Genomic DNA, 18,011 nt, shown 5'->3' on the forward strand with positions numbered 1-18,011 from the left:
TGCCATGGCTCCGCCATGACGCCCTCCTCCGCCTTGCGATGCACGGCACCAGAGCCCGCTCCCTGATCCGGCCTGATCCAAACGAAAGACCCTAGCCGGCTCGCTCGGCGGGCGGCCTCCACGGCCGCCCGCGCCCATCACGCGTGAGGTGATGTGCCCCGCCGGTTGAAGGGAAGCCGGCCGAGGAGCGCCGCCATGCCGCAGGTGTCGGTGAGCGCGGAGAACACCAGGCCTCCGGCGATCCCGGCCGACAGCAGCTGGAACGCCGGGTGCACGAGCAGCCCGAGGGCCAGACCGAGGAGGACCAAGGCCCCTGCGGTGAAGCGGACTTGACGCTCCATCCCCCAGATGGCTCGTACGGGTCCTGGCGGGAACTCGAGCGGGTGGCCGGCGGCCGCCCAGGCCCGGGTGCCGCCGGCGAGGCTCTCCGCGGCGATCCCGTGGACGGCGAGCTCCGCGACGGCCTTCTCGGAGCGGGGACCGGAAGCGCACACCAGCAGAAGAGGACTGGCGGAGCCCCGCAGGTCGGAGAGGTTCTTCCGAATGCGGTCGAGGGGGACGTTGACGGCGCCGGGCAGGTGGCCGGACGCGAACTCGCCCGGGGTACGGACGTCGACCACGTGCAGTTGGGGGAGCCGAGGCTCCGCCTGGCCGACGGTGAGGGGAGTGGGGGAGATGCTCATGGCGAACCTGCCCTTGGCAGCGACGGGAAGTGGCCCTGCACCGCAGCCGGTGACAGGGCCGTTCCCGAGATGCTAGACGCGCGGCGTGGCCGGAAAGGGACGACGGGCGGAGCCGTCACCGGGTCGCCATACCGTCGCCATACCGCGGCAACAAGTCGAGCGGTCGGGCCCCCGTGGGTGTCCCGTCCGTCGACGGGTCCGCCAAGTCGAGCGGTCGGGCATCAGTGGGTGTCCCGTCCGTCACCCGTCGGGCATCCGTGGGTGTCCCGTCAGTCGACCGGTCCGCGCTCGCGCGGGATGCGTTCCCCCGCCTCGACCGCCACGGGCAGTCGGTTCTCGGCCGGCGGCAGCGGGCAGGTCGCGAAGTCGGTGTAGGCGCAGGGCAGATTGGTCGCGCGGTTGAAGTCGAGCACGACCACGCCGTCGGGTCCTGGCGCGTCCACTCCGAGCTGCCGGTTGGCCGCGTACGTGGTGACGCCCGAGGTCTCGTCGGTGAACAGCACGGTGAGGCTGCCGGGTGTGTTCCCGTTGAACGCGGTCAGACTCAACTCCTGTCCGTCCAGCCGGAAGACGACACGGCCCGGAGCGTCGTACACGTGCCGAAGTCCCTCGACGGAGGCGCCGACCGTGGTCGGTCGCGACTCGTCGAAGGCCTCGTAGCGGCCGGTGACCACCCAGCGCGGATCGGGGACGTACGCGGGCGTCCCGGTGAAGTCGACCCGCAGCGGGTGGCCTGGGTGCCGCGGCCGGACCACGTCGTGGCCGCCGCGCTTGGCGACTTCGATCACGGTGTCCTTCCAGACGGCGTTGACGCCGCCGCGCTCCGGAATGACGCCGAAGAGGTGCCGCCCCCGCACCACCGTGCCGTCGACGACGAGTTCCGTCCCCTCGTCGAGGTCCACGGTGACGCCCTCGGGCCCCGTCGACCACGTGCCGGGCGCGCCGGGGAAGCTCTGTGGCTCGTCGGAGAGCCAGTACAGACCGGTGACCGCGAGGAAGCCGTGCTCGGAGGCCAGCCGGGCGTCCTTGTCCCGGTGCCACTCCTCCCATTCCGCGGCGAAGCGCGCCGGATCGGGAGAACCGGCGGTGTCGGCGCTCTCGTACGAGTCGTTGTCGACGCTCATGCGTCTCCTCCTGCTGCTGTGGGTGGTGTGGACGCGGCCGCGTGTCCACTGCCGGGCGTGGGCAAGGCAGGAGGAAGGGGCCGCGGGGGCAGGACGAGGCCGTACGGGTGGCGCCCAGGAAGCGTCGGTGGCGAGCGCGTGGCTGTCCGGACGCCGGGTCGAGGCCTCGAGTCAGCCGGAACAGGCCATGGTCGTGACGCGCACGTAGTCCACGTGTCGACGCATCACGAGAAGGCTCATGGACCGAGCAAACCACAACTCCGGTGCGGCGCACCAGTGTCCCCGGCGGCCACCGACTCGTACCGGCCGGCCGCGAGCCCGGCTCCCCGTCCATCCGAACGGGCGTACCTCGCGGGCCCGAGGGCCGGCCGTCTCACCCCTGTAGAGGCAGGCGGCAGTGGCGGCTAGGGTGAGGTGAGGAGGCTGTGCGGGAGCCAGGAGCCGTCATGCGCGGACACCGTCCCGAGCCCCCCGACAGTGTGCAGGAGCTTCTGGTCGCTCTCGGGCAGCTCGTCGATCAGGCCGTGGAACGGATCGAGTACCAGCGTGCCAGGGTCGAGCTCGCCGTGGCCCTGCAGCGCCACATGCTGCCGCCCGAGCTGCCGAAGCTGCCCGGGCTGCATCTGGCCGCCAGGTACGCGCCGTCGCGGGACGGCCTGGCCGTGGGAGGCGACTGGTACGACGCCTTCGTCATGCACGACGGGTCACTGGGGCTCACGGTCGGCGACGTACAGGGGCATGACGTGGAGGCCATCGCCTTCATGGGGCAGGTGCGCACCAGCCTGCGCGCCCTCGCCCAGGCGACGAACGACACCCGAGAGGTCCTGGGCCGCGCCAACGATCTCCTGATCGCGATGGGACGCGGCCTCTTCGCCACGTGCTGTTTCCTCCGCTTCGACCCGGTCAGTCGCGACCTGACGGTCTCCAGGGCCGGCCATGTCCCGATGGTCTGGGCCACGGCCGGAGGCGGCCACGGCATCGCTCTCGACCGCGGCGGGCCGCCGCTCGGCATCGTGCCGGGTGAGCGGTATCCGGTGACCCACCGGCGCTTGACGGAGGCGGGAGTGCTCGTGCTGCTCACCGACGGGGTGGTCGAGGGCCCGCACTACCCGATGGAGGCAGGTCTGGCCGAGGTGGCCACACTGGTGCGCGCGGGCTTCGACGCCGACCCCGACGTGCTGGCCTCCGCCGTCGTCAAGGTGGCCGACCTGACGGGCCACCGCGACGATGCCGCCGTCCTCGTCGTCCGCTACGACGGTCCCTAGGAGCCGTCGCGCCGCCCTTGTCGTCCGCTACGACGGTCCCTGGGACCCGTCCCCGCCGACCGGGCCGCTGCGGTCGCCGGTGCCGGGATCCCCGTGCAGACTGCTGTCGTGCGCAGCGCGGAGATGGGTCGTCACGGGTCCACCGCTCTGCGCATCCTCGCGGTCGCGGCCCTCTACTACGGGGCCGCGCGGGTCGGTCTCCTTCAGCAGCTGGTGCGCGACCAGGTCACCCCCCTGTGGCCGCCGACCGGCGTCGCGCTGGCCGGCCTGCTCCTGCTGGGGCTGCGGGTCTGGCCGGGCATCGCCCTGGGCGCGTTCCTGGTCAACGTGTTCCTCGGGCCGTCGGTGACCGCCGTACTCGCCATCACCGCGGGCAACACCCTGGCACCGGTCTGCGCCTTTCTGATGCTGCGCAGAGCCGGGTTCAGGACCGAGCTGGACCGGCTGAGGGACGTACTGGCGTTGGTCTTCCTCGGTGCGCTCGCCGGGATGCTGATCAGTTCCACCATCGGCAGTGGCGCGCTGGTCCTCTCCGGGGCACTGGATGCGAGCGACTTCTGGCCGACCTGGTCGGTGTGGTGGACCGGTGACGCGATGGGAATCCTTGTCGTCACCCCCTTCCTGCTCGTGCTGCGCACGGCCCGATGGCCGTTGCTCGCCGGGCCCGGCCGCTGGTTCGAGGCGGTGGCGCTGGCGGTCGGTACGGTCCTCGTCACGCTCCTGGCGACGCGCACACCCGACTCGGACCTGCTGTTCCTCGTCTCGCCGTTCCTGATCTGGGCCGCCTTCCGCTTCCGGCTGGCCGGCGCGGCACCGTGCGCCCTCGCGGTGTCGACGCTCGCGATTCTGTCCGCCGCCGGCGACACGGGCCCCTTCGTCGACGAGGACGTCTTCGCGAACATGGTCACGCTCCAGGCCTTCAACGGCACGACGGCGCTGACGGCTCTCCTGCTCGCGGCCGTCATCACCGAACGCGACACCACCCATGAGGAGATCGAACGGGTCTGCGCGCGGCTTGCGGAGATGGTGGCCCGGATGGAACCCCGCCCCGAGTCGTACGACTTCCCGCCCGAGAATCCGCCGCCATGAGAGCCCCGTGTCCGCGGTGGCGAGGGCGCCCGCCACGCGGGGGCGCGGGCTTCTGCCTCACGCCGTCAGCGTCGCCCCGTCCGGGAAGGTGACGCTCACCGTTCCGTCGTCCGTACCGCGCGGGTGAGGGTCGTACGCAGCGCCTCCGGATGCACGGAGTCGCGGGTCAGCGCCACCAGGGAGACATGGACGCTCGGGCCGCCGGTACGGCCCGTCGCCCGTAGGCAGGGAGCCGCCGAGTACGGCCCGAAGGCGTTGGCCTCCACCTCCTCGGCGACCCCGGTCTCCTCGTCCCACCCGTACAGCCCCACCACCACGCTGGTCAGCCCGCTCTCCGTGCGCGTCAGGGCCCAGCCGGGGCCCTGGGCGGAGTGCGGCCGCGCGCTGTCGGCGACCGCGTACCCGCCCTCGCGTACGGCGATGTCCGCCGGGGCCTCGACGCGGTGGACGCGCAGCTCCCACGGACCGTGCAGCAGGCTCGTCGACTCGACGGGGAACGTTTCGTCGCAGCCCGGGAGGTACGCGTCGTGGCGGGAGGACGCACGGCGGTCCTCGCAGGTGAGGGGGTGGATGCGGCGGCGGCGCGACGGGGTGCCGTCGGGCGCGAGCAGCGCCAGGTGGTTGTCCGTGGCGCGGACCCAGGCGTGGGGCGCGGCTTCCGGGGAGGTGGCCGTGGAGTAGGCGAGCTTGGCGTAGTGCGGGTCGTCGGTGGCCGGACCTTCGAGCGGATTGTGGTCGCTGCCGTGGTTGATCAGACGGACGATGCCGTCCTGCGGGGTGCCGTGCAGCAGCCAACGGGCGCGGGCAACGCCGTGTACTGCACGGACCGCTCGACGGGCAGCGGCAGCTCGCGCTCCGTCGTACAGGTGCATGGCCCAGCCGATGTAGTAGTCGAAGTTCCGTCCGTGGCCGTTGGTGTACCAGCCGTCGCCGACGTACCAGTCCTCGATGCGGTCGAGGCCGCCGCCGATGTCGCTCCGGCTGCACGGAGCGCCCACCGAGGCGAGGAACTGCTCCGAAACGACCTGGAACAGCCGTCGTAGCCGACCAGGGAGATGTCCTGGGGGACGCGTAGCCCCGCCTCCTCCATGGCCTGCGCCGCACCCGCCGCCACGATGTCGTTGGCGGCGAAGACCGCGGTGAAGTCCAGGCCCTCACGCAGGAGTTCGGTCATCCGGCGGTAGCCGAAGGACCTGCTGAACGCCCCTGGCTGCTCGAGCTCCGGGTCCCGCTCGACGCCCCGCAGTTCCAGCGCGCGCCGGTGGCCGGCGATCCGGTCGATGGTGGTGGACAGGCCGACGGGCCCGCCGAGATACAGGATGCGTTCGTGTCCCTGCGCGATGAGGTGGTCGGTGAGGGCGAAGGCGCCGCCCTTGTTGTCGTACTCGACGCCCACCGTCGGGTCGTTCTCGCCGAGAGAAGGCCGTCCGCACAGCACGAGTTTGGCGCCACCGGCATCCAACTCATGGGCTCTGCGGGCCAGTTCTGACTGGTACGCCCGGTCACTGGCGCATGGACGTGTAGTCGGTGGCCCCGCCCTGCCCGACGCAGTCGCCGACCTCGACGGTGCTGTTCCCCGAGAACGTCCGCAGGCAGCTGTCGAGCCCGGCGTCGGCCCGGTGGTCGTTCTCCATCAGCGCGTACCCCGCCAGGGCTTCGGCCCCGGGCTCGGCGCTCCGTCCCGCTGGCGCCGCGGTGGCCGGCGTGTACGAAACCACCGCCCCCACCGCGAGGAACGCGGTCAGCAGGGCGGCGCCCCGTGTGGCGAGCGCTCGTGCGAACAGTCCTGGCATGTGTCCTCCGATGGCGTGCTGTCGGCCGTACAGAGTGAGCTTCGCCCCCCCAACTGCCCGACAGGATGTAAGCGGTTGCTATGTCGAGCAAGAGCAGTCGCAATGTTTCTGGGCGTTACTGTGCGCGCGAGCCGAAAGAACGAGAGCGGCCCCCGCCACGGGGGCGGGGGCCGTACGGGGGTGGCGGTCCTTCGGCCAGGTCCCTTCGGCCAGGTCCTTCGGTCAGGCTCCGGACGCGGACTGTGCCTCGGCGGCGGCGCGGAACAGCCGGCGCAGCCGCACGACCCCGAGGTCGTGCTGGTAGAGGTTCTCCTGCTGGTCGGCGTCCGCCGGCATGGCCTCCAGCATCACGCGGTCCTGCTCCAGGACCTCCCAGTGCCGCTTTTCGATCAACGTCCGGTACAGGAAGCGCCAGGTCGCGCGCTGCCAGTCGGCGACCCGGCGGTAGCGCCAGAAGAAGACCCCGCTGCGCCCGGCGTCCACCGGGCAGACCATGCCCACGATGCCGAACGGTCCGCCGGGACCGGCCGACGGCGGATACGGGATGGACAGGTCGACCCAGTCCACACCCGTACGGCACAGTTCGACCCAGTCGAAATTGACGCCCCGCTGGTCGGTCTTCTCGAAGAAGTAGCCGCGATCGGTCTCCCGGATGCGGAACTTGGCCGTCGTGTCACCGTCGAACATCGTGTGCGACTCGTGGTGGAGGAAGGCGCCGTGCATCGGGTCGAGGAGGTTCTCCACCGCGTACCGCCAGGGCACCTCCCACTCGGCATAGCAGAGGAACGCGTCCACCTCCGGGTCCGTCAACGGCTCCGGCAGCGTCAGCTCCACCGGCTCGGGGTGCTCCTCGTCGCCGAAGTAGGCGAGGATCGCGCCGCCGATCTCGCGCACGGGGAGCGAGGTGACGAGCTTCTTGCCTTCCAGGTTGCAGCCGGGCAGCCCGGGGACGGAGGAGACCGTCCCGTCCGTCTCGACCTCGACACCGTGGTACCAGCAGGCCACCCGGTCACCGAGATGCTTCCCGAGCGACAGGGGAGCGCCCCGGTGCGGGCAGCGGTCGGCCAGCATGGAGAGCCGGCCGTCGGAGCGGCGGAACAGCAGCCACTGTTCACCGAGCGCGGTGACCTTGCGCATCGCGCCCGGGGCGACGAAGCGCGAAGGGACGACGGGGTGCCACTGGTTGCGCAGACCGGTGGCGTAGATGTGGTCGGCGGTGGCGGTGGACGACAGCGTCACGTCAGGCTCCCAGTCGGTTCATCTCGGCACGGAAGGACCCCTCGGTCCACGGCGCGCCGTCGGCGGCATGGACCTTGCGGGCGTTGAGCCCGCGCACCACGTCGGCCATCTCGTGGCCCTCCTGGGCGAAGACCTCTTCGAGGGTCGAGGCGAGCTTGTACTCGTAGGCGGTGGGTTCGTGCGTACGGGACTGGTGGACGTCCAGGTACGGCCATGCGTCGCTCGTGGTGTCGGTCACGGTGTCTCCTGAGGGTGCGGGGGATCAGGGGGCGGGGTCAGAGGTCGAGGACGAGCCGGCCGGAGGCGCACCGCGAGACGCAGATCATCATCGTGGCGCCCGCGGCCTGCTCCGACTCGCTGAGCAGGAAGTCGCGGTGGTCGGGCGTCCCTTCGAGCACGCTGGTCTCGCAGGAGCCGCAGATCCCGTCGCGGCAGGAGCTGTTCACGCTGATTCCGGCGCTCTCCGCGGCGTCGAGGATCGAGGTGTCCGCGCCGACACCGAGGGTCAGTCCGGACCTGCGGCACTCGACCTCGAACGCCTCGTCGTCCCCAGTGCGGTCGACGACCGGCGCGGCAAAGCGCTCAAGGCGCAACCGGCCCTCGGGGCACCGCTCCTCGACGGCCGCGAGCAGCGGTTCGGGGCCGCAGGAGTAGACGAGCGTGGAGTCGGAGAGCCCGGACAGAGCCGCGTCCAGGTCGATGTGGCCCGACTCGTCCTGCGGAACGAACGTCACATCACCGCCGAGTGCGGCGAGTTCGGCGACGAACGCCATCGACGCCCGGCTCCGGCCGCCGTAGACCATGCGCCAGGGGGTGCCGCGCCGCACGGCTTCCCGGGACATTGCGAGGAGCGGTGTGATCCCGATGCCGCCCGCGACGAAGACATAGGCGTCGGCGTCCTCCAGGGCGAAGTGGTTGCGCGGCTCGGAGACCGTGACGGTCTGGCCGGGGCGGAGCGCCGTGTGCACGTAGCGCGAACCTCCGCGTGAGGACGGCTCGTTGAGCACACCGATGCGGTACGACCCCAGGTCGTGCGGGTCACCGCACAGGCTGTACTGGCGGACCTGGCCGCCGACGTGGACGTCGAGATGGGCGCCGGCCGACCAGGCGGGCAGCGGCTTGCCGTCGGGGTCGGAGAGTTCGACGGACAGGACGCCCTCGGCCTCCCAGGTCATGCGGCGGACGATCAGCCGCAGCGCGTTCTCGCTCATGGTCCGGTGCCTCCTTCCGGTGATCGAGCGGTACGGGTCGGGCTACTGGCCCGGGATCCGTACCGGCGGGGTGAACGGGTTCTTCATCGGGCCGAGGGCCGCGAGGTCGACCTCGACGAGCGTCGGCCCGTCCGAGGCCACGGCCTGGCGGATGACCGGATCGGCATGCTCCTCGGCGGCGATCCGCAGATAGGGCAACCCGCAGGCGCGCGCGAGGAGTTCGAAGTCGGGGGTCACGAGGTCGACGCCGGAACGCCGCTCGCCGTAGCGGTCCTGCATGTTGCGGAGCACGCCGTATCCGCCGTCGTTGAAGACGACCAGGGTGAGCCGGGGCCGTTCCTGGGCGAGGGTGAGGAGTTCCCCGAGGTGGACGGCGAGCCCGCCGTCACCCGCCATGACGACCGTCGGCGCGTCGGGCCGGGCGAGCGCCGCCCCGATGCCCATGCCGAGGCCCTGCCCGATGCCACCGCCCCGGGGGAAGACGTTGTCCCGCGTGCCGTACATCTCCAGGAGGCGGTTGCCCCAGCTGCTGGAGGCGATCGTGACGTCGCGTGCGACGACCGCCTCGCGGGGCAGAGCGGCCCGGATGGCGTCGCAGATCGCGGCCTGGGGCCCGATCGAGGTGTGGAGCGCCTCGCGTACCTCTGTACGGACGGAGGTGACGCGCTCGCGCCAGCCGTCCTCCGAGGGCCGGGCGGACGCGGCAAGACCGGCGAGGGTGGTCGTGGCCTCGCCGTGCAGCGGGTGCGCGACCGGGTACACCCGGCCGAGCGCCGCCGCGTCGACGTCGATCTGGATGTGGGCGGTGGGGAGACCGATCGTGTAGTCGGCGGTCTCGTTGGAGCGGAAGTGCGTGCCGACGGTGACCAGCACGTCCGCGTCGGCGAGCAGGGCCCGCACGGCGGGGGCCGTGGCGAAGTTGCCGATGACCTGTTCATGGTCCTCGGGCACCGTGCCGCGCCCGGAGTTGGAGGTGAGCAGCCCGGCTCCGGTGGCCTCGAGCAGGGAGGCGAGCTCGTCCCCGGCGCCTGCGGCGCCGCCGCCCGCCCAGATCAGCGGGCGGCGGGCCGAGGCCAGGAGGGCCCCGGCGGCCGCGAGTTCACCCGCCGTGGGCGCGGGAGGCACCCGTACGGGAAGCTCCGCGGGGGCGTCCACCTGGGGCGCGTACTGGAGGTCGATCGGCCACTCGACACTGGCCGGACCGCCCGGTGCGGCAAGCGCCGCCCGCGCCGCCTCGCGAAGGATCCGACCCGCCTGCTCGGCGTCGGGGACGCTCGCCGCGTACGCCGATACGGCGGTGAGCATGCCGAGTTGGTCCTTGGTCTCGTGGATGAACCCTCGGCCGCTCCCGAGGAACGCGCTCTCCACCTGGCCCGTGACGTGGAGGACGGAACTGCCCGCGCTCAACGACTCGATCAGCGAACCGGCGGCGTTGCCCGCACCGGTACCGGTCGACGTGAGCGCGCAGCCGATCGAGCCGCGGGCCCGTCCGTAGGCGTCCGCCGCGTTGACGGCGGAGGCCTCGTGCCGGACGGGCACGAACCGCAGTTCGCGGTCGACGGCCTCCACCAGCGGCAGGTTGTGCACGCTGACGATGCCGAAGACGGTGTCGACGCCGAGCTCGCGCAGGACGGCGACGAGGAGGTCTCCTCCGTTGTCGTGACGCATGGTGTCTCCTCAGAGGATGGAGCGGCCGACTCCGCCGCAGACGTCGATGCCGGTGCCGGTGATGTACGAGGCACGGGGCGAGAGCAGGGTCACGACCGCGTACGCGACCTCCTCGGCCCGGCCGAGGCGGCCGAGCGCGATACCGCGGTCGGCGGCCAGTTCGGCCTGCCAGTCCTCGTAGCTCTCCCCGGTTCCCGCCGCGGCGTGGCGGCGGGTCCACTGGCCGGTGTCGATGAGGCCCAGGCACACGGAGTTGACCCGGATGCCGTCACCTGCCAGCTCGATCGACAGGGACTTGGAGAGGTTGAGGATGCCGGCGCGTGCGGCGCTGGTGGTGATCAGGCGGGTCTCGGGCTGCTTGGAGAGGACGGCGTTGATGTTGACGATGCTCGCCGCGTCGGAGGCGGCGAGGTACGGCCGGGCGGCGTGCAGCGGGCTGAGGACCCCGGCGAACTTGAGCTCCAACTCGTCGCGCCAGTCCTCGGGCGTCGCCTCGTCGAGTCCCTTCATCCGGGACTGCCCGGCGTTGTTGACGAGCCCGTCGACGCCCCCGAACTCCTCGGCGGCGCGGCGGACGAAACGGCCGACCGCGTCGGGGTCCCGTACGTCGCAGACCGCCGTCAGTAGCCGGTCACGTCCGGCACCGAGCCCGGCGACGGCCTGCTCCATCCGGTCGGCGTCACGGCCGCAGGTGGCGACACGGGCTCCTTCGTCGAGCAGGGCGCGGACCGTGGCCAGGCCGACACCCGAGCTGCCGCCGGTGACCACGATCGTGCGGTCGGCGAGGCCCAGATCCATAACTAGTGACTCCTACAGCTCAGTTCATGGTGAATCCGCCGTTGACGGCGATCACCTGTCCGGTCAGATAGCGGGACTCCTCGCCGAGCAGGAAGGAGACGATCCCGATGAGGTCCTCGGGCTGCTGCGGCCGGGAGACGGCCCGGTTGGCGCGGTAGAGGTCGTGCCGCTCGGCGGGCACGGTCTCCGTCGCCTCGCACTCGGTGAGACCGGGGGCGACCGCGTTCACGGTGATCCCCCTGTCGCCGAGCTCTCGGGCCATCGCCCGGGTGAGCGCGATCACCGCGCCCTTGGAGGCGATGTAGTGGGCCAGGCGCGGGGAGCCGTAGAGGGCGGCGTCCGACGCGATGTTGACGATCCGGCCAGGAGAGCCGAAGAGGGGATGCAGGGCCTTCGCCACCAGCCAGGGGCCGCGGGCGTTGACCGCCATCAGCCGGTCCCACACCTCGACGTCGATGTCCTGGAACTCACGTCCGCCCACTCCGTCGGCGAGCGCCGCGTTGTTGACCAGCCCGTACAGCGGTCCGGTCTCGCGCACGGCCGCCGCGAGCCCGTCCACCGACGCGGGGTCGGCGACATCGCAGCGTACGAACCGCGCGTCGACACCCTCCGAGCGGAGCTCCGCCGCGGCACGCTCCCCCCGCTCCCGCTCCAGCTCGGCGACGACGACCCGGAAGCCGTCCTCGCCGGCCCGGCGGGCCATGGCCGTGCCCAGGCCACGGCCCGCCCCGGTGACGACGACGACCCTCGGGTCAGTCACGGGTGACACCGTGCATCGGCGAGTACTCGGGGTAGGTCGGCACCTGCGGCTTCTGCGTGCCGATCACGACGCAGAACAGGGCGTCGGTGTCGCCCTCGTTCTTCAGCGAGCGGGTCACCCCGGCGGGCACGACGATCATGTCGCGGTAGCCGAGTGTGCGGAACTCGACCTCGTCGGGCCCTCGGTGGATGCCGACCTTGACCTCGCCCTCCAGGACGAAGAAGGCCTCCTCGACGTCGTGGTGGGTGTGGGCCGGGCCCTCGGCGCCGGGCGGGAGCAGCATGTTGGAGAAGGTGAAGCCGCCGGACGGGATGATGCGGCTGTCGCCCTCGTGGTTGCCGGTCGCGCCCGAACCGACGTAGCGGATCTGGCCGCGGCGGTACTGCGGGCCTGCCTTCTCCTGGAAGGACAGGGTGCCGAAGTCCGCCACACGGGAGTCCTTGGTGGCGATGAGCGAGTCGGTGTACGCGGCGAGGTCGCCGCCGTTGTCGTACGCGGTGGTGGTCAGAGGCATGGGAACGGCTCCTGTTCGGGGATGCGTGCGGTGATACGGAGGTGGGCGAGGACCCAGGCGTTGAAGCGCCCGGGCTGCTCCTGATTGGCCAGGTGACCGGCGTCCTTGACGATCACGAAGGCGGTCCTGCGGAGGGCTCCGGCGATGGTCTGGCTCGCCTCGATGCCGGTGACCCGGTCCTGGTCGCCGCAGAGCACGAGCGAGGGTGCGGCGACCGAGGGCAGTTCGGTGCGGAGGTCGGCCGATGCCATGGACTCGGCGGCGTACGCGTACCCCGGCAGCCGCACCGAGGCCGCCATGGTGTCCACGACCCGCCGGACCAGTGCGTCCGGGGCGTCGGGCGACACCAGGCGTGGTCCCCGCGCCTCGGCGAAGGCACGCGGACCGAGCTCGGCCAGCTCGGTGGCGCGGGCCCGCATGCCCGCGGCCTTGTCCTCGTCGGTACCCGAGCCGGGGCTCGAGTCCGCGACGATCACCGAGTCGACGAGATCCGGGTGGCGGACGGCGAGCCGCAGGGCGATGACGCCGCCCCAGGAGACACCGAGCACATGGCCGCGTCCGCCGCGCTCCCGGATGAGCCCGGCCGCCGCGTCCGCGAAGTCGTCGAGGGTGAGCGGTCCTTCGGGATCGGGCGACCCGGCGTACCCGGGGGCGTCCCAGGCCACGACCCTCGCGTAGGACGAGACCTCGGCGAGCTGCGGCGCGAACGCCGCCGACGACGAGCCGATGCCGTGCAGGCACAGCAGGAGCGGACCGTGCTCGCCCGCCTCCTCGACATGCACGTCGACACGGCCGCTCACAGGATCTGCCCCGTCCGCCCGGCGATCGCGGCGAGGCTGCGCAGCACCGCGTACGGCACGACCTGGCTGGTCGCGGGGTTGTCCGCGTCCGGTACGTGCTCCATCTCGAAGCGGTACGCACCGTGCGGTCCTGACGCCTCGATCACGTGCCGCGTGCGGTGCGCCGCCGGGTCGGCGACGACCCTGACCCGCACGGCGTCCAGGTCGCCGACGGCAAGCGCGACGGAGGCGGCCACGTTCGTCGACCGGGGAAAGCTCACCGGAACCTCGCGCGCGGTGCCGGACATGACCTCGACCGGACCGGTCGCCGTTCGCATCCGCAGGAGCAACTCCTCGCTCATCCACGGCTGTTCGAGCGTCGAGGGCAGCTTGGTGGTGGTGAGCCTGACCTCGTCCACGGGGCCGAGGGACCGTACCGCCTGGAGCAGATCGAGGCCCCCCACCGCACCGCCGGTGAAGTACACCCGGCCCGGGCCCGCCGCGAGCAGCCGCTTCGCGAGGTCGTCGTCGGTGAGCGCCCCGGTGGAGGCGATCAGCAGATCGGTGCCGGAGGCGAGCACCCGCTCGCCCCACTCCCTCACGACGCCCTGTCCGGCGGCCTCCACGACGAGGTCGCAGCGTTGCAGCGCCTCCTCGAAGGTGACCTGAGGGGCGGGCGCCGCCTCGCCCAGCGGACGGTTGTCGACGACGCACACCAGCTCGGCGCCGCTCACCTCTCCGTGCGTGAGCGCGGTGCCGACGACGCGGCCGATCGCGCCCCAGCCGACGATGCCCACCTTGCGTACGGTGCTCATGCGATGTCCTTCCGGGAGTCGGTGGCGGTGGGAGTGGGAGTGGCTGTGGGAGCGGCGGTGGGGGCGAGCGGGCCGGGGTCCGGCGCGCCCGCCATGTGACAGCGGATCTCCTTCGAGGGCGGTCCCGCCGTCCCCCACAGGTCGGACAGCTCCGGCACGCGACGCCAGACCCTGGCGATCCAGGCGTCCTCGACGATCTGCGCGACCTCGGAGGTGTACTCGCAGACAAGCCCGGACGGGTCGGTGAAGTAGGAGAAGGTGTTGTTGCCGGGGCCGTGCCGGCCGGGGCCCCACTGAGGGGTGATGCCGTGGTGGCGCAGCCGCCCGAGGCCCCGCATGAAGTGGTCGACCGAGGTCATCTCGTAGGCGACGTGGTTGAGCGAGGTCCACTCGGCCTGGTTGAAGGCGATGCAGTGGTGGTCGGCGTTGCAGCGAAGGAACGCCATCTGGTGCTCGGACCAGTCGGAGACGCGCAGCCCGAGGACGTCGCAGTAGAAGGCGACGGCCGCGTCGATGTCGACGGTGTTGAGCACCGCGTGGGTGACACCGACGGGTACCGCCCCGTCCCGGCCGCGCGGAGCGACGGCCTCGACCTGGGCGCTGATCTCGATCAGGCGCCGCTCGGGGTCGGTGAACCGCACTCCGTAGCCGCCGCCCGCCTGGTCCAGCGGTCCGGGGCCGAAGACGGGGACGATGCCCCGGGCTTCGAGGCGCCGCGCGGCCTCGTCGACCTCGGCGGGGGTGGCGACACAGAACGCGATCCTGCCGAGGCCCACGCGCTCGTTCTCGGTGAGGTGCAGGACGTGGTGTTCGTCGCCGGTCCCGCGCAGCCAGCGCGCGCCGGTGTCGGACTCGACGGTCTCCAGCCCCCAGACCTCCTCGTAGAAGTCGGCGGCCTCGGTGAAGGCGGGCGTGTGCAGCTCGACGTAGCGCAGGGAACGGAGGCGGGCGATCGGACCGGGCGGTGTGCGGTGCATGAGTCTCTCCAGGAGGGGCGTGCCGGGTCAGTTGGCCCAGGGAAGGGGAGCGTCGGAGGTGCCCCAGTACAGGGACTTCTGGCGCTGGTAGGCGCGGATCGCGTCACGGCCCTTCTCCGTTCCGAGGCCGCTCTCCTTCCAGCCGCTGAACGGGGTGGCGGCGCTGAACTGCTTGTACGTGTTGATCCAGACGGTCCCCGCTTCGATCCGGCGGGCCAGCCGCCAGGCCGCCCGCGCGTCGCGGGTCCAGATGCCGCAGGCGAGGCCGTAGACGGAGTCGTTGGCCTGGCGGACCAGGTCGTCCTCGTCGTCGAAGGGGAGCGCCACGAGGACCGGGCCGAAGATCTCCTCCTGGCAGGTGCGGGTGGAGTTCGGCAGACCGTCGAGGACGGTCGGCAGGTAGTACGCGCCGTCCCGGTGCCGCTCACCCTCGGGCTCGGACCCGCCGCACAGCACCCGGGCGCCCTCGGACCGGGCGAGGTCGACGTAGGCGGCGACGGCGTCGCGGTGGAGGTGGTGCACGAGGGGGCCGACCTGGGTGGCCGGGTCGGTGCCGGGCCCCACCCGCAGCTTCCGGACGCGCTCGACGAGCTCGCCGACGAAGGAGTCGTAGATCTCGCGGGCCACGAAGAGCCGCGAGCCGGCGATGCAGGACTGTCCGCTGGACGAGAAGATCCCGAACAGCACACCGGCCAGGGCCTGCTCGACATCGGCGTCGGCCCGGACGATCGTCGGCGACTTCCCGCCCAGCTCCAACGAGGCGGGGATCAGCTTCTGCGCCGCGATCGCGGCGATCGAGCGGCCCGTCGAGGTGCCCCCGGTGAACCCGATGCGGGCGACCAGGGGGTGGCGCACGAGGGCGTCACCGACCACCCGACCGCTGCCGGGGAGCACGGAGAGCAGCGCCGAGGGCAGACCGAACTCGTCGAGCGCCCGGGTGATCAGCCGGCCGAGGGCGAGGGAGACCAGCGGCGTCCAGACAGCCGGCTTGAGGAGGACCGCGTTGCCGGCGGCGAGTGCGGGCGCGATCTTCTGCGCGTCGCTTGCGATCGGGGAGTTCCAGGGGTTGATCGCCCCGACGACACCGATCGGCTCGTGCACGCTCATCGTCAGGTACGCGCCGCGCGGCGGGGTGAGCGAGTCCTCGGCCGTCTCCAGGGCCGCCGCGATGTACCGGAAGGTGCCCGCGGCGCTGAGGGCGAGCGCCCGGGTCTCGGCGAGGGTCTTGCCGGTGTCGGCGGTCTGGAGCGCGGAGAGCTCACCGGCGGCCTCTTCGGTCAGCTCGGCGATCCGGTGCAGGAGCCGGGCGCGCTCGTGGGGGAGGAGGTCCCGCCAGGCCGGGTCCGCCACCGCCTTCGCGGCGGCCTCGGCCGCCTCGGCGACCTCCTCCGCGGACGCGGAGTGGACGGTGGCGATGATCCGTCCGGTCGCCGGGTCGACGGTGTCGACCGGCTCGCCCGCACCGCGCCGCCACTGGCCCGCTATGAGGATGTCGGTGGGGAACTGAGGCACGGCAGGACCTCCGATGAGGCGGCGGACAAAGGGACTTCGGGCGAGAGGGGTCGGGGACGGCCTCTCGGATTTCCGAAGCGCTTGAAATCTAAGCGCTTAAATATTTCCGCGCAAGGGTCGCGGGTGAAGTCGTTGCGGTGGTGGCCCTGAGCGGGGTGTCGATCGCGCGGAGTGCCGAAGGCGGTCAGGTGGCGGGGAGATTCCTAAGGCCTTAACCATTGACCCCTTAGGTAGTGCCCTCTTACTGTCTCCGCAACTCCTCTGTTCGCGGAAGGACTCCCTCCATGACGACTGTGGCCGGCAAGCCAGCCATCGGCTCCATAGCCGCGCGCCTCGAACGGCTGCCCCACTCGCGCTGGCACGTCAAGGTCCGCTTCCTCATCGGCGCCGTCACCTTCTTCGAGGCGTTCGACCAGCTCCTCGCCGCCTCCGCGCTGCCCGTCCTGATGAAGGAATGGCACTTGACCACGGGCCAGGCCACCTTCGCGGTGACCTCCGCCTCCATCGGCATGCTCATCGGCGCCCTGGCCGCCGGATGGCTGGGGGACCGGATCGGCCGTGTGCGTACGGTCGCCCTCGGCGTCGCCGTCACCGGTCTCGCCAGCCTCGCCGTCGCCTTCTCCGGCACCATCGAGACCTTCTCGCTCTTCCGGTTCGTCCAGGGCCTCGGCATCGGCGGAGTCGTGCCCGTCGCCGCCACCTACATCAACGAGATCGCCCGCTCCGACAAGCGCGGACGCTTCGTCCTGCTGTACGAGATGATCTTCCCCGCCGGCCTCGCGGCGGCGACGCTGGTCGCGGTCTGGGTGGTGCCCAACCTCGGCTGGCGTGCGATGTTCGTCATCGGTACCCTTCCCGTACTCATCGCCGCCCTGCTGCCCCGCCACGTCGCCGAGTCACCGCGCTGGCTCCTCTCCCGCGGTCGCACCCGGGAGGCCGAGGAGACCATCGCCCGCATCGAGGCGGAGGTCGCCCGCGCCACCGCCGAACCGCTGCCCGCGCCTGCCGCGGACGTACGCGAGGAGCGCACGTCCCCGGGCCGCTGGGGCGACCTCTTCCGCGGGCGCTACCTGCGGCGCACGGCGGTCCTGTCCGGTCTGTGGTTCGTCGCCTACTACGTCAACCACGGCATCTCGACCTGGCTGCCGTCCCTGTACGCGAAGCAGTTCGGCCTCGACCTGACCACGGCCCTCGTCTACACCCTGCTCAGCAACGTCACCGGCCTCCTCGGCACCCTCGTCGTCGCGCTGCTGATCGACCGGATCGGCCGCAGGCCCGCACTGATCGCCGCGCTCGCCGGCGGCATGCTCTCCCTGGGGGCGCTCGCCCTGGCGGGCGCGACCTCGGGCGGCCAGGTCGCCGTCTTCGCCTCCTGCACGACCTTCTTCCTCTACGCGATCAACGCGGGCCTCTACCTCTACTCGCCCGAGCTGTACCCCACCTCCAACCGGGCCAAGGGGGCGGCGTTCGGCGGTCTGTGGAACCGCCTCGGCGTGATCACCGGCCCGATCACCGTCGGCGCGGTGATCGCCGCGGGTGGCAGCCTCGCACTGGTCTTCGCGCAGCTCGCCGGAGTGGCCGCGATCGGTGCCGTGATCGCCTGGTTCGCGGTGGAGACGAAGGGCAGGACGTTGGAGGAGATGAACTCCTGATCCGACCGGAACCCGACCGGAAGCGGTCCGGAAAGGGGGGGGGGGGGGGGGGGGGGGGGGGGGGGGGGGGGGGGGGGGGCGCGCGCCCCCCCCCCCCCCCCCACCCCCGGGGGGGGGCGCAGACGGCGGGAG

The 18,011-nt window shown here is 72.0% G+C and carries 19 protein-coding genes and 1 pseudogene; 4 read left to right on the plus strand and 16 right to left on the minus strand.

Annotated elements, in window-relative coordinates; genetic code table 11:
- Window positions 1-137: 137 nt before the first annotated feature.
- Entirely contained in the window at window positions 138-683 is a 546-nt protein-coding gene (locus ACGFYP_RS34320) for a rhodanese-like domain-containing protein (protein ID WP_393501984.1), read from the minus strand.
- Window positions 684-952: 269 nt separating this feature from the next.
- Window positions 953-1,807: a DUF1684 domain-containing protein gene (locus tag ACGFYP_RS34325; protein WP_393501986.1), complete on the minus strand. Its 855-nt coding sequence runs from the start codon at window positions 1,805-1,807 to the stop codon at window positions 953-955.
- 446 nt (window positions 1,808-2,253) lie between these two features.
- On the opposite strand from ACGFYP_RS34325, the gene ACGFYP_RS34330 reads away from it, so the two are divergent.
- On the plus strand, window positions 2,254-3,072 hold the full coding sequence (locus ACGFYP_RS34330) for a PP2C family protein-serine/threonine phosphatase (protein WP_393501988.1): 819 nt from the start codon (window positions 2,254-2,256) through the stop codon (window positions 3,070-3,072).
- 123 nt (window positions 3,073-3,195) lie between these two features.
- Entirely contained in the window at window positions 3,196-4,161 is a 966-nt protein-coding gene (locus tag ACGFYP_RS34335; RefSeq protein ID WP_393502016.1) for an MASE1 domain-containing protein, read from the plus strand.
- Between the two features lie 95 nt (window positions 4,162-4,256).
- On the opposite strand, the gene ACGFYP_RS34340 is transcribed toward ACGFYP_RS34335, so the two are convergent.
- Window positions 4,257-5,159, minus strand: coding sequence for a DUF2264 domain-containing protein (locus tag ACGFYP_RS34340; RefSeq protein WP_393501990.1), 903 nt, complete (start codon window positions 5,157-5,159; stop codon window positions 4,257-4,259).
- Window positions 5,160-5,179: 20 nt separating this feature from the next.
- Window positions 5,180-5,503: pseudogene (locus ACGFYP_RS34345) on the minus strand (substrate-binding domain-containing protein); the annotation flags it as partial.
- Between ACGFYP_RS34345 and ACGFYP_RS34350 the strand changes: the two are divergent.
- Entirely contained in the window at window positions 5,423-5,650 is a 228-nt protein-coding gene (locus ACGFYP_RS34350) for a hypothetical protein (RefSeq protein WP_393502018.1), read from the plus strand. The pseudogene ACGFYP_RS34345 and the gene ACGFYP_RS34350 overlap by 81 nt on opposite strands.
- A gap of 13 nt (window positions 5,651-5,663) precedes the next feature.
- On the opposite strand, the gene ACGFYP_RS34355 is transcribed toward ACGFYP_RS34350, so the two are convergent.
- The 12 genes from ACGFYP_RS34355 to ACGFYP_RS34410 form a co-directional block, all read right to left on the minus strand.
- Entirely contained in the window at window positions 5,664-5,954 is a 291-nt protein-coding gene (locus tag ACGFYP_RS34355; RefSeq protein WP_393501992.1) for a hypothetical protein, read from the minus strand.
- Between the two features lie 222 nt (window positions 5,955-6,176).
- The gene (locus tag ACGFYP_RS34360; RefSeq protein WP_393501994.1) at window positions 6,177-7,193 is read right to left on the minus strand and encodes a Rieske 2Fe-2S domain-containing protein; all 1,017 of its coding nucleotides are present in this window, start codon (window positions 7,191-7,193) and stop codon (window positions 6,177-6,179) included.
- A gap of 1 nt (window position 7,194) precedes the next feature.
- Window positions 7,195-7,431: a recombinase-like helix-turn-helix domain-containing protein gene (locus tag ACGFYP_RS34365; RefSeq protein ID WP_393501996.1), complete on the minus strand. Its 237-nt coding sequence runs from the start codon at window positions 7,429-7,431 to the stop codon at window positions 7,195-7,197.
- A 37-nt stretch (window positions 7,432-7,468) separates the two neighbouring features.
- Window positions 7,469-8,404: a PDR/VanB family oxidoreductase gene (locus tag ACGFYP_RS34370; RefSeq protein WP_393501997.1), complete on the minus strand. Its 936-nt coding sequence runs from the start codon at window positions 8,402-8,404 to the stop codon at window positions 7,469-7,471.
- 42 nt (window positions 8,405-8,446) lie between these two features.
- Window positions 8,447-10,072: a thiamine pyrophosphate-binding protein gene (locus ACGFYP_RS34375; protein WP_393501998.1), complete on the minus strand. Its 1,626-nt coding sequence runs from the start codon at window positions 10,070-10,072 to the stop codon at window positions 8,447-8,449.
- Between the two features lie 9 nt (window positions 10,073-10,081).
- Window positions 10,082-10,870, minus strand: coding sequence for an SDR family oxidoreductase (locus tag ACGFYP_RS34380; RefSeq protein WP_393502000.1), 789 nt, complete (start codon window positions 10,868-10,870; stop codon window positions 10,082-10,084).
- Between the two features lie 19 nt (window positions 10,871-10,889).
- Window positions 10,890-11,630 (minus strand): SDR family oxidoreductase, encoded by a 741-nt coding sequence (locus ACGFYP_RS34385; protein WP_393502002.1) that lies wholly within the window; start codon window positions 11,628-11,630, stop codon window positions 10,890-10,892.
- Window positions 11,623-12,144, minus strand: coding sequence for a cupin domain-containing protein (locus ACGFYP_RS34390; RefSeq protein ID WP_393502004.1), 522 nt, complete (start codon window positions 12,142-12,144; stop codon window positions 11,623-11,625). The genes ACGFYP_RS34385 and ACGFYP_RS34390 overlap by 8 nt, the downstream gene beginning before the upstream one ends.
- Window positions 12,135-12,944 (minus strand): alpha/beta fold hydrolase, encoded by an 810-nt coding sequence (locus ACGFYP_RS34395; RefSeq protein ID WP_393502006.1) that lies wholly within the window; start codon window positions 12,942-12,944, stop codon window positions 12,135-12,137. Before ACGFYP_RS34395 ends, ACGFYP_RS34390 begins: the two co-directional genes overlap by 10 nt.
- Window positions 12,941-13,738 carry an aspartate dehydrogenase domain-containing protein gene (locus ACGFYP_RS34400; protein WP_393502008.1) on the minus strand — a complete coding sequence of 266 codons (798 nt, stop codon included), beginning with the start codon at window positions 13,736-13,738 and terminating at the stop codon, window positions 12,941-12,943. The genes ACGFYP_RS34395 and ACGFYP_RS34400 overlap by 4 nt, the downstream gene beginning before the upstream one ends.
- Entirely contained in the window at window positions 13,735-14,715 is a 981-nt protein-coding gene (locus ACGFYP_RS34405) for a VOC family protein (protein ID WP_393502010.1), read from the minus strand. The genes ACGFYP_RS34400 and ACGFYP_RS34405 overlap by 4 nt, the downstream gene beginning before the upstream one ends.
- Window positions 14,716-14,742: 27 nt before the next feature.
- On the minus strand, window positions 14,743-16,227 hold the full coding sequence (locus tag ACGFYP_RS34410; RefSeq protein WP_393502012.1) for an aldehyde dehydrogenase family protein: 1,485 nt from the start codon (window positions 16,225-16,227) through the stop codon (window positions 14,743-14,745).
- A 284-nt stretch (window positions 16,228-16,511) separates the two neighbouring features.
- On the opposite strand from ACGFYP_RS34410, the gene ACGFYP_RS34415 reads away from it, so the two are divergent.
- Window positions 16,512-17,879 (plus strand): MFS transporter, encoded by a 1,368-nt coding sequence (locus tag ACGFYP_RS34415; RefSeq protein WP_393502014.1) that lies wholly within the window; start codon window positions 16,512-16,514, stop codon window positions 17,877-17,879.
- Window positions 17,880-18,011: the final 132 nt, after the last annotated feature.

Source organism: Streptomyces sp. NPDC048370 (assembly GCF_043200825.1).
Lineage (GTDB): Bacteria > Actinomycetota > Actinomycetes > Streptomycetales > Streptomycetaceae > Streptomyces.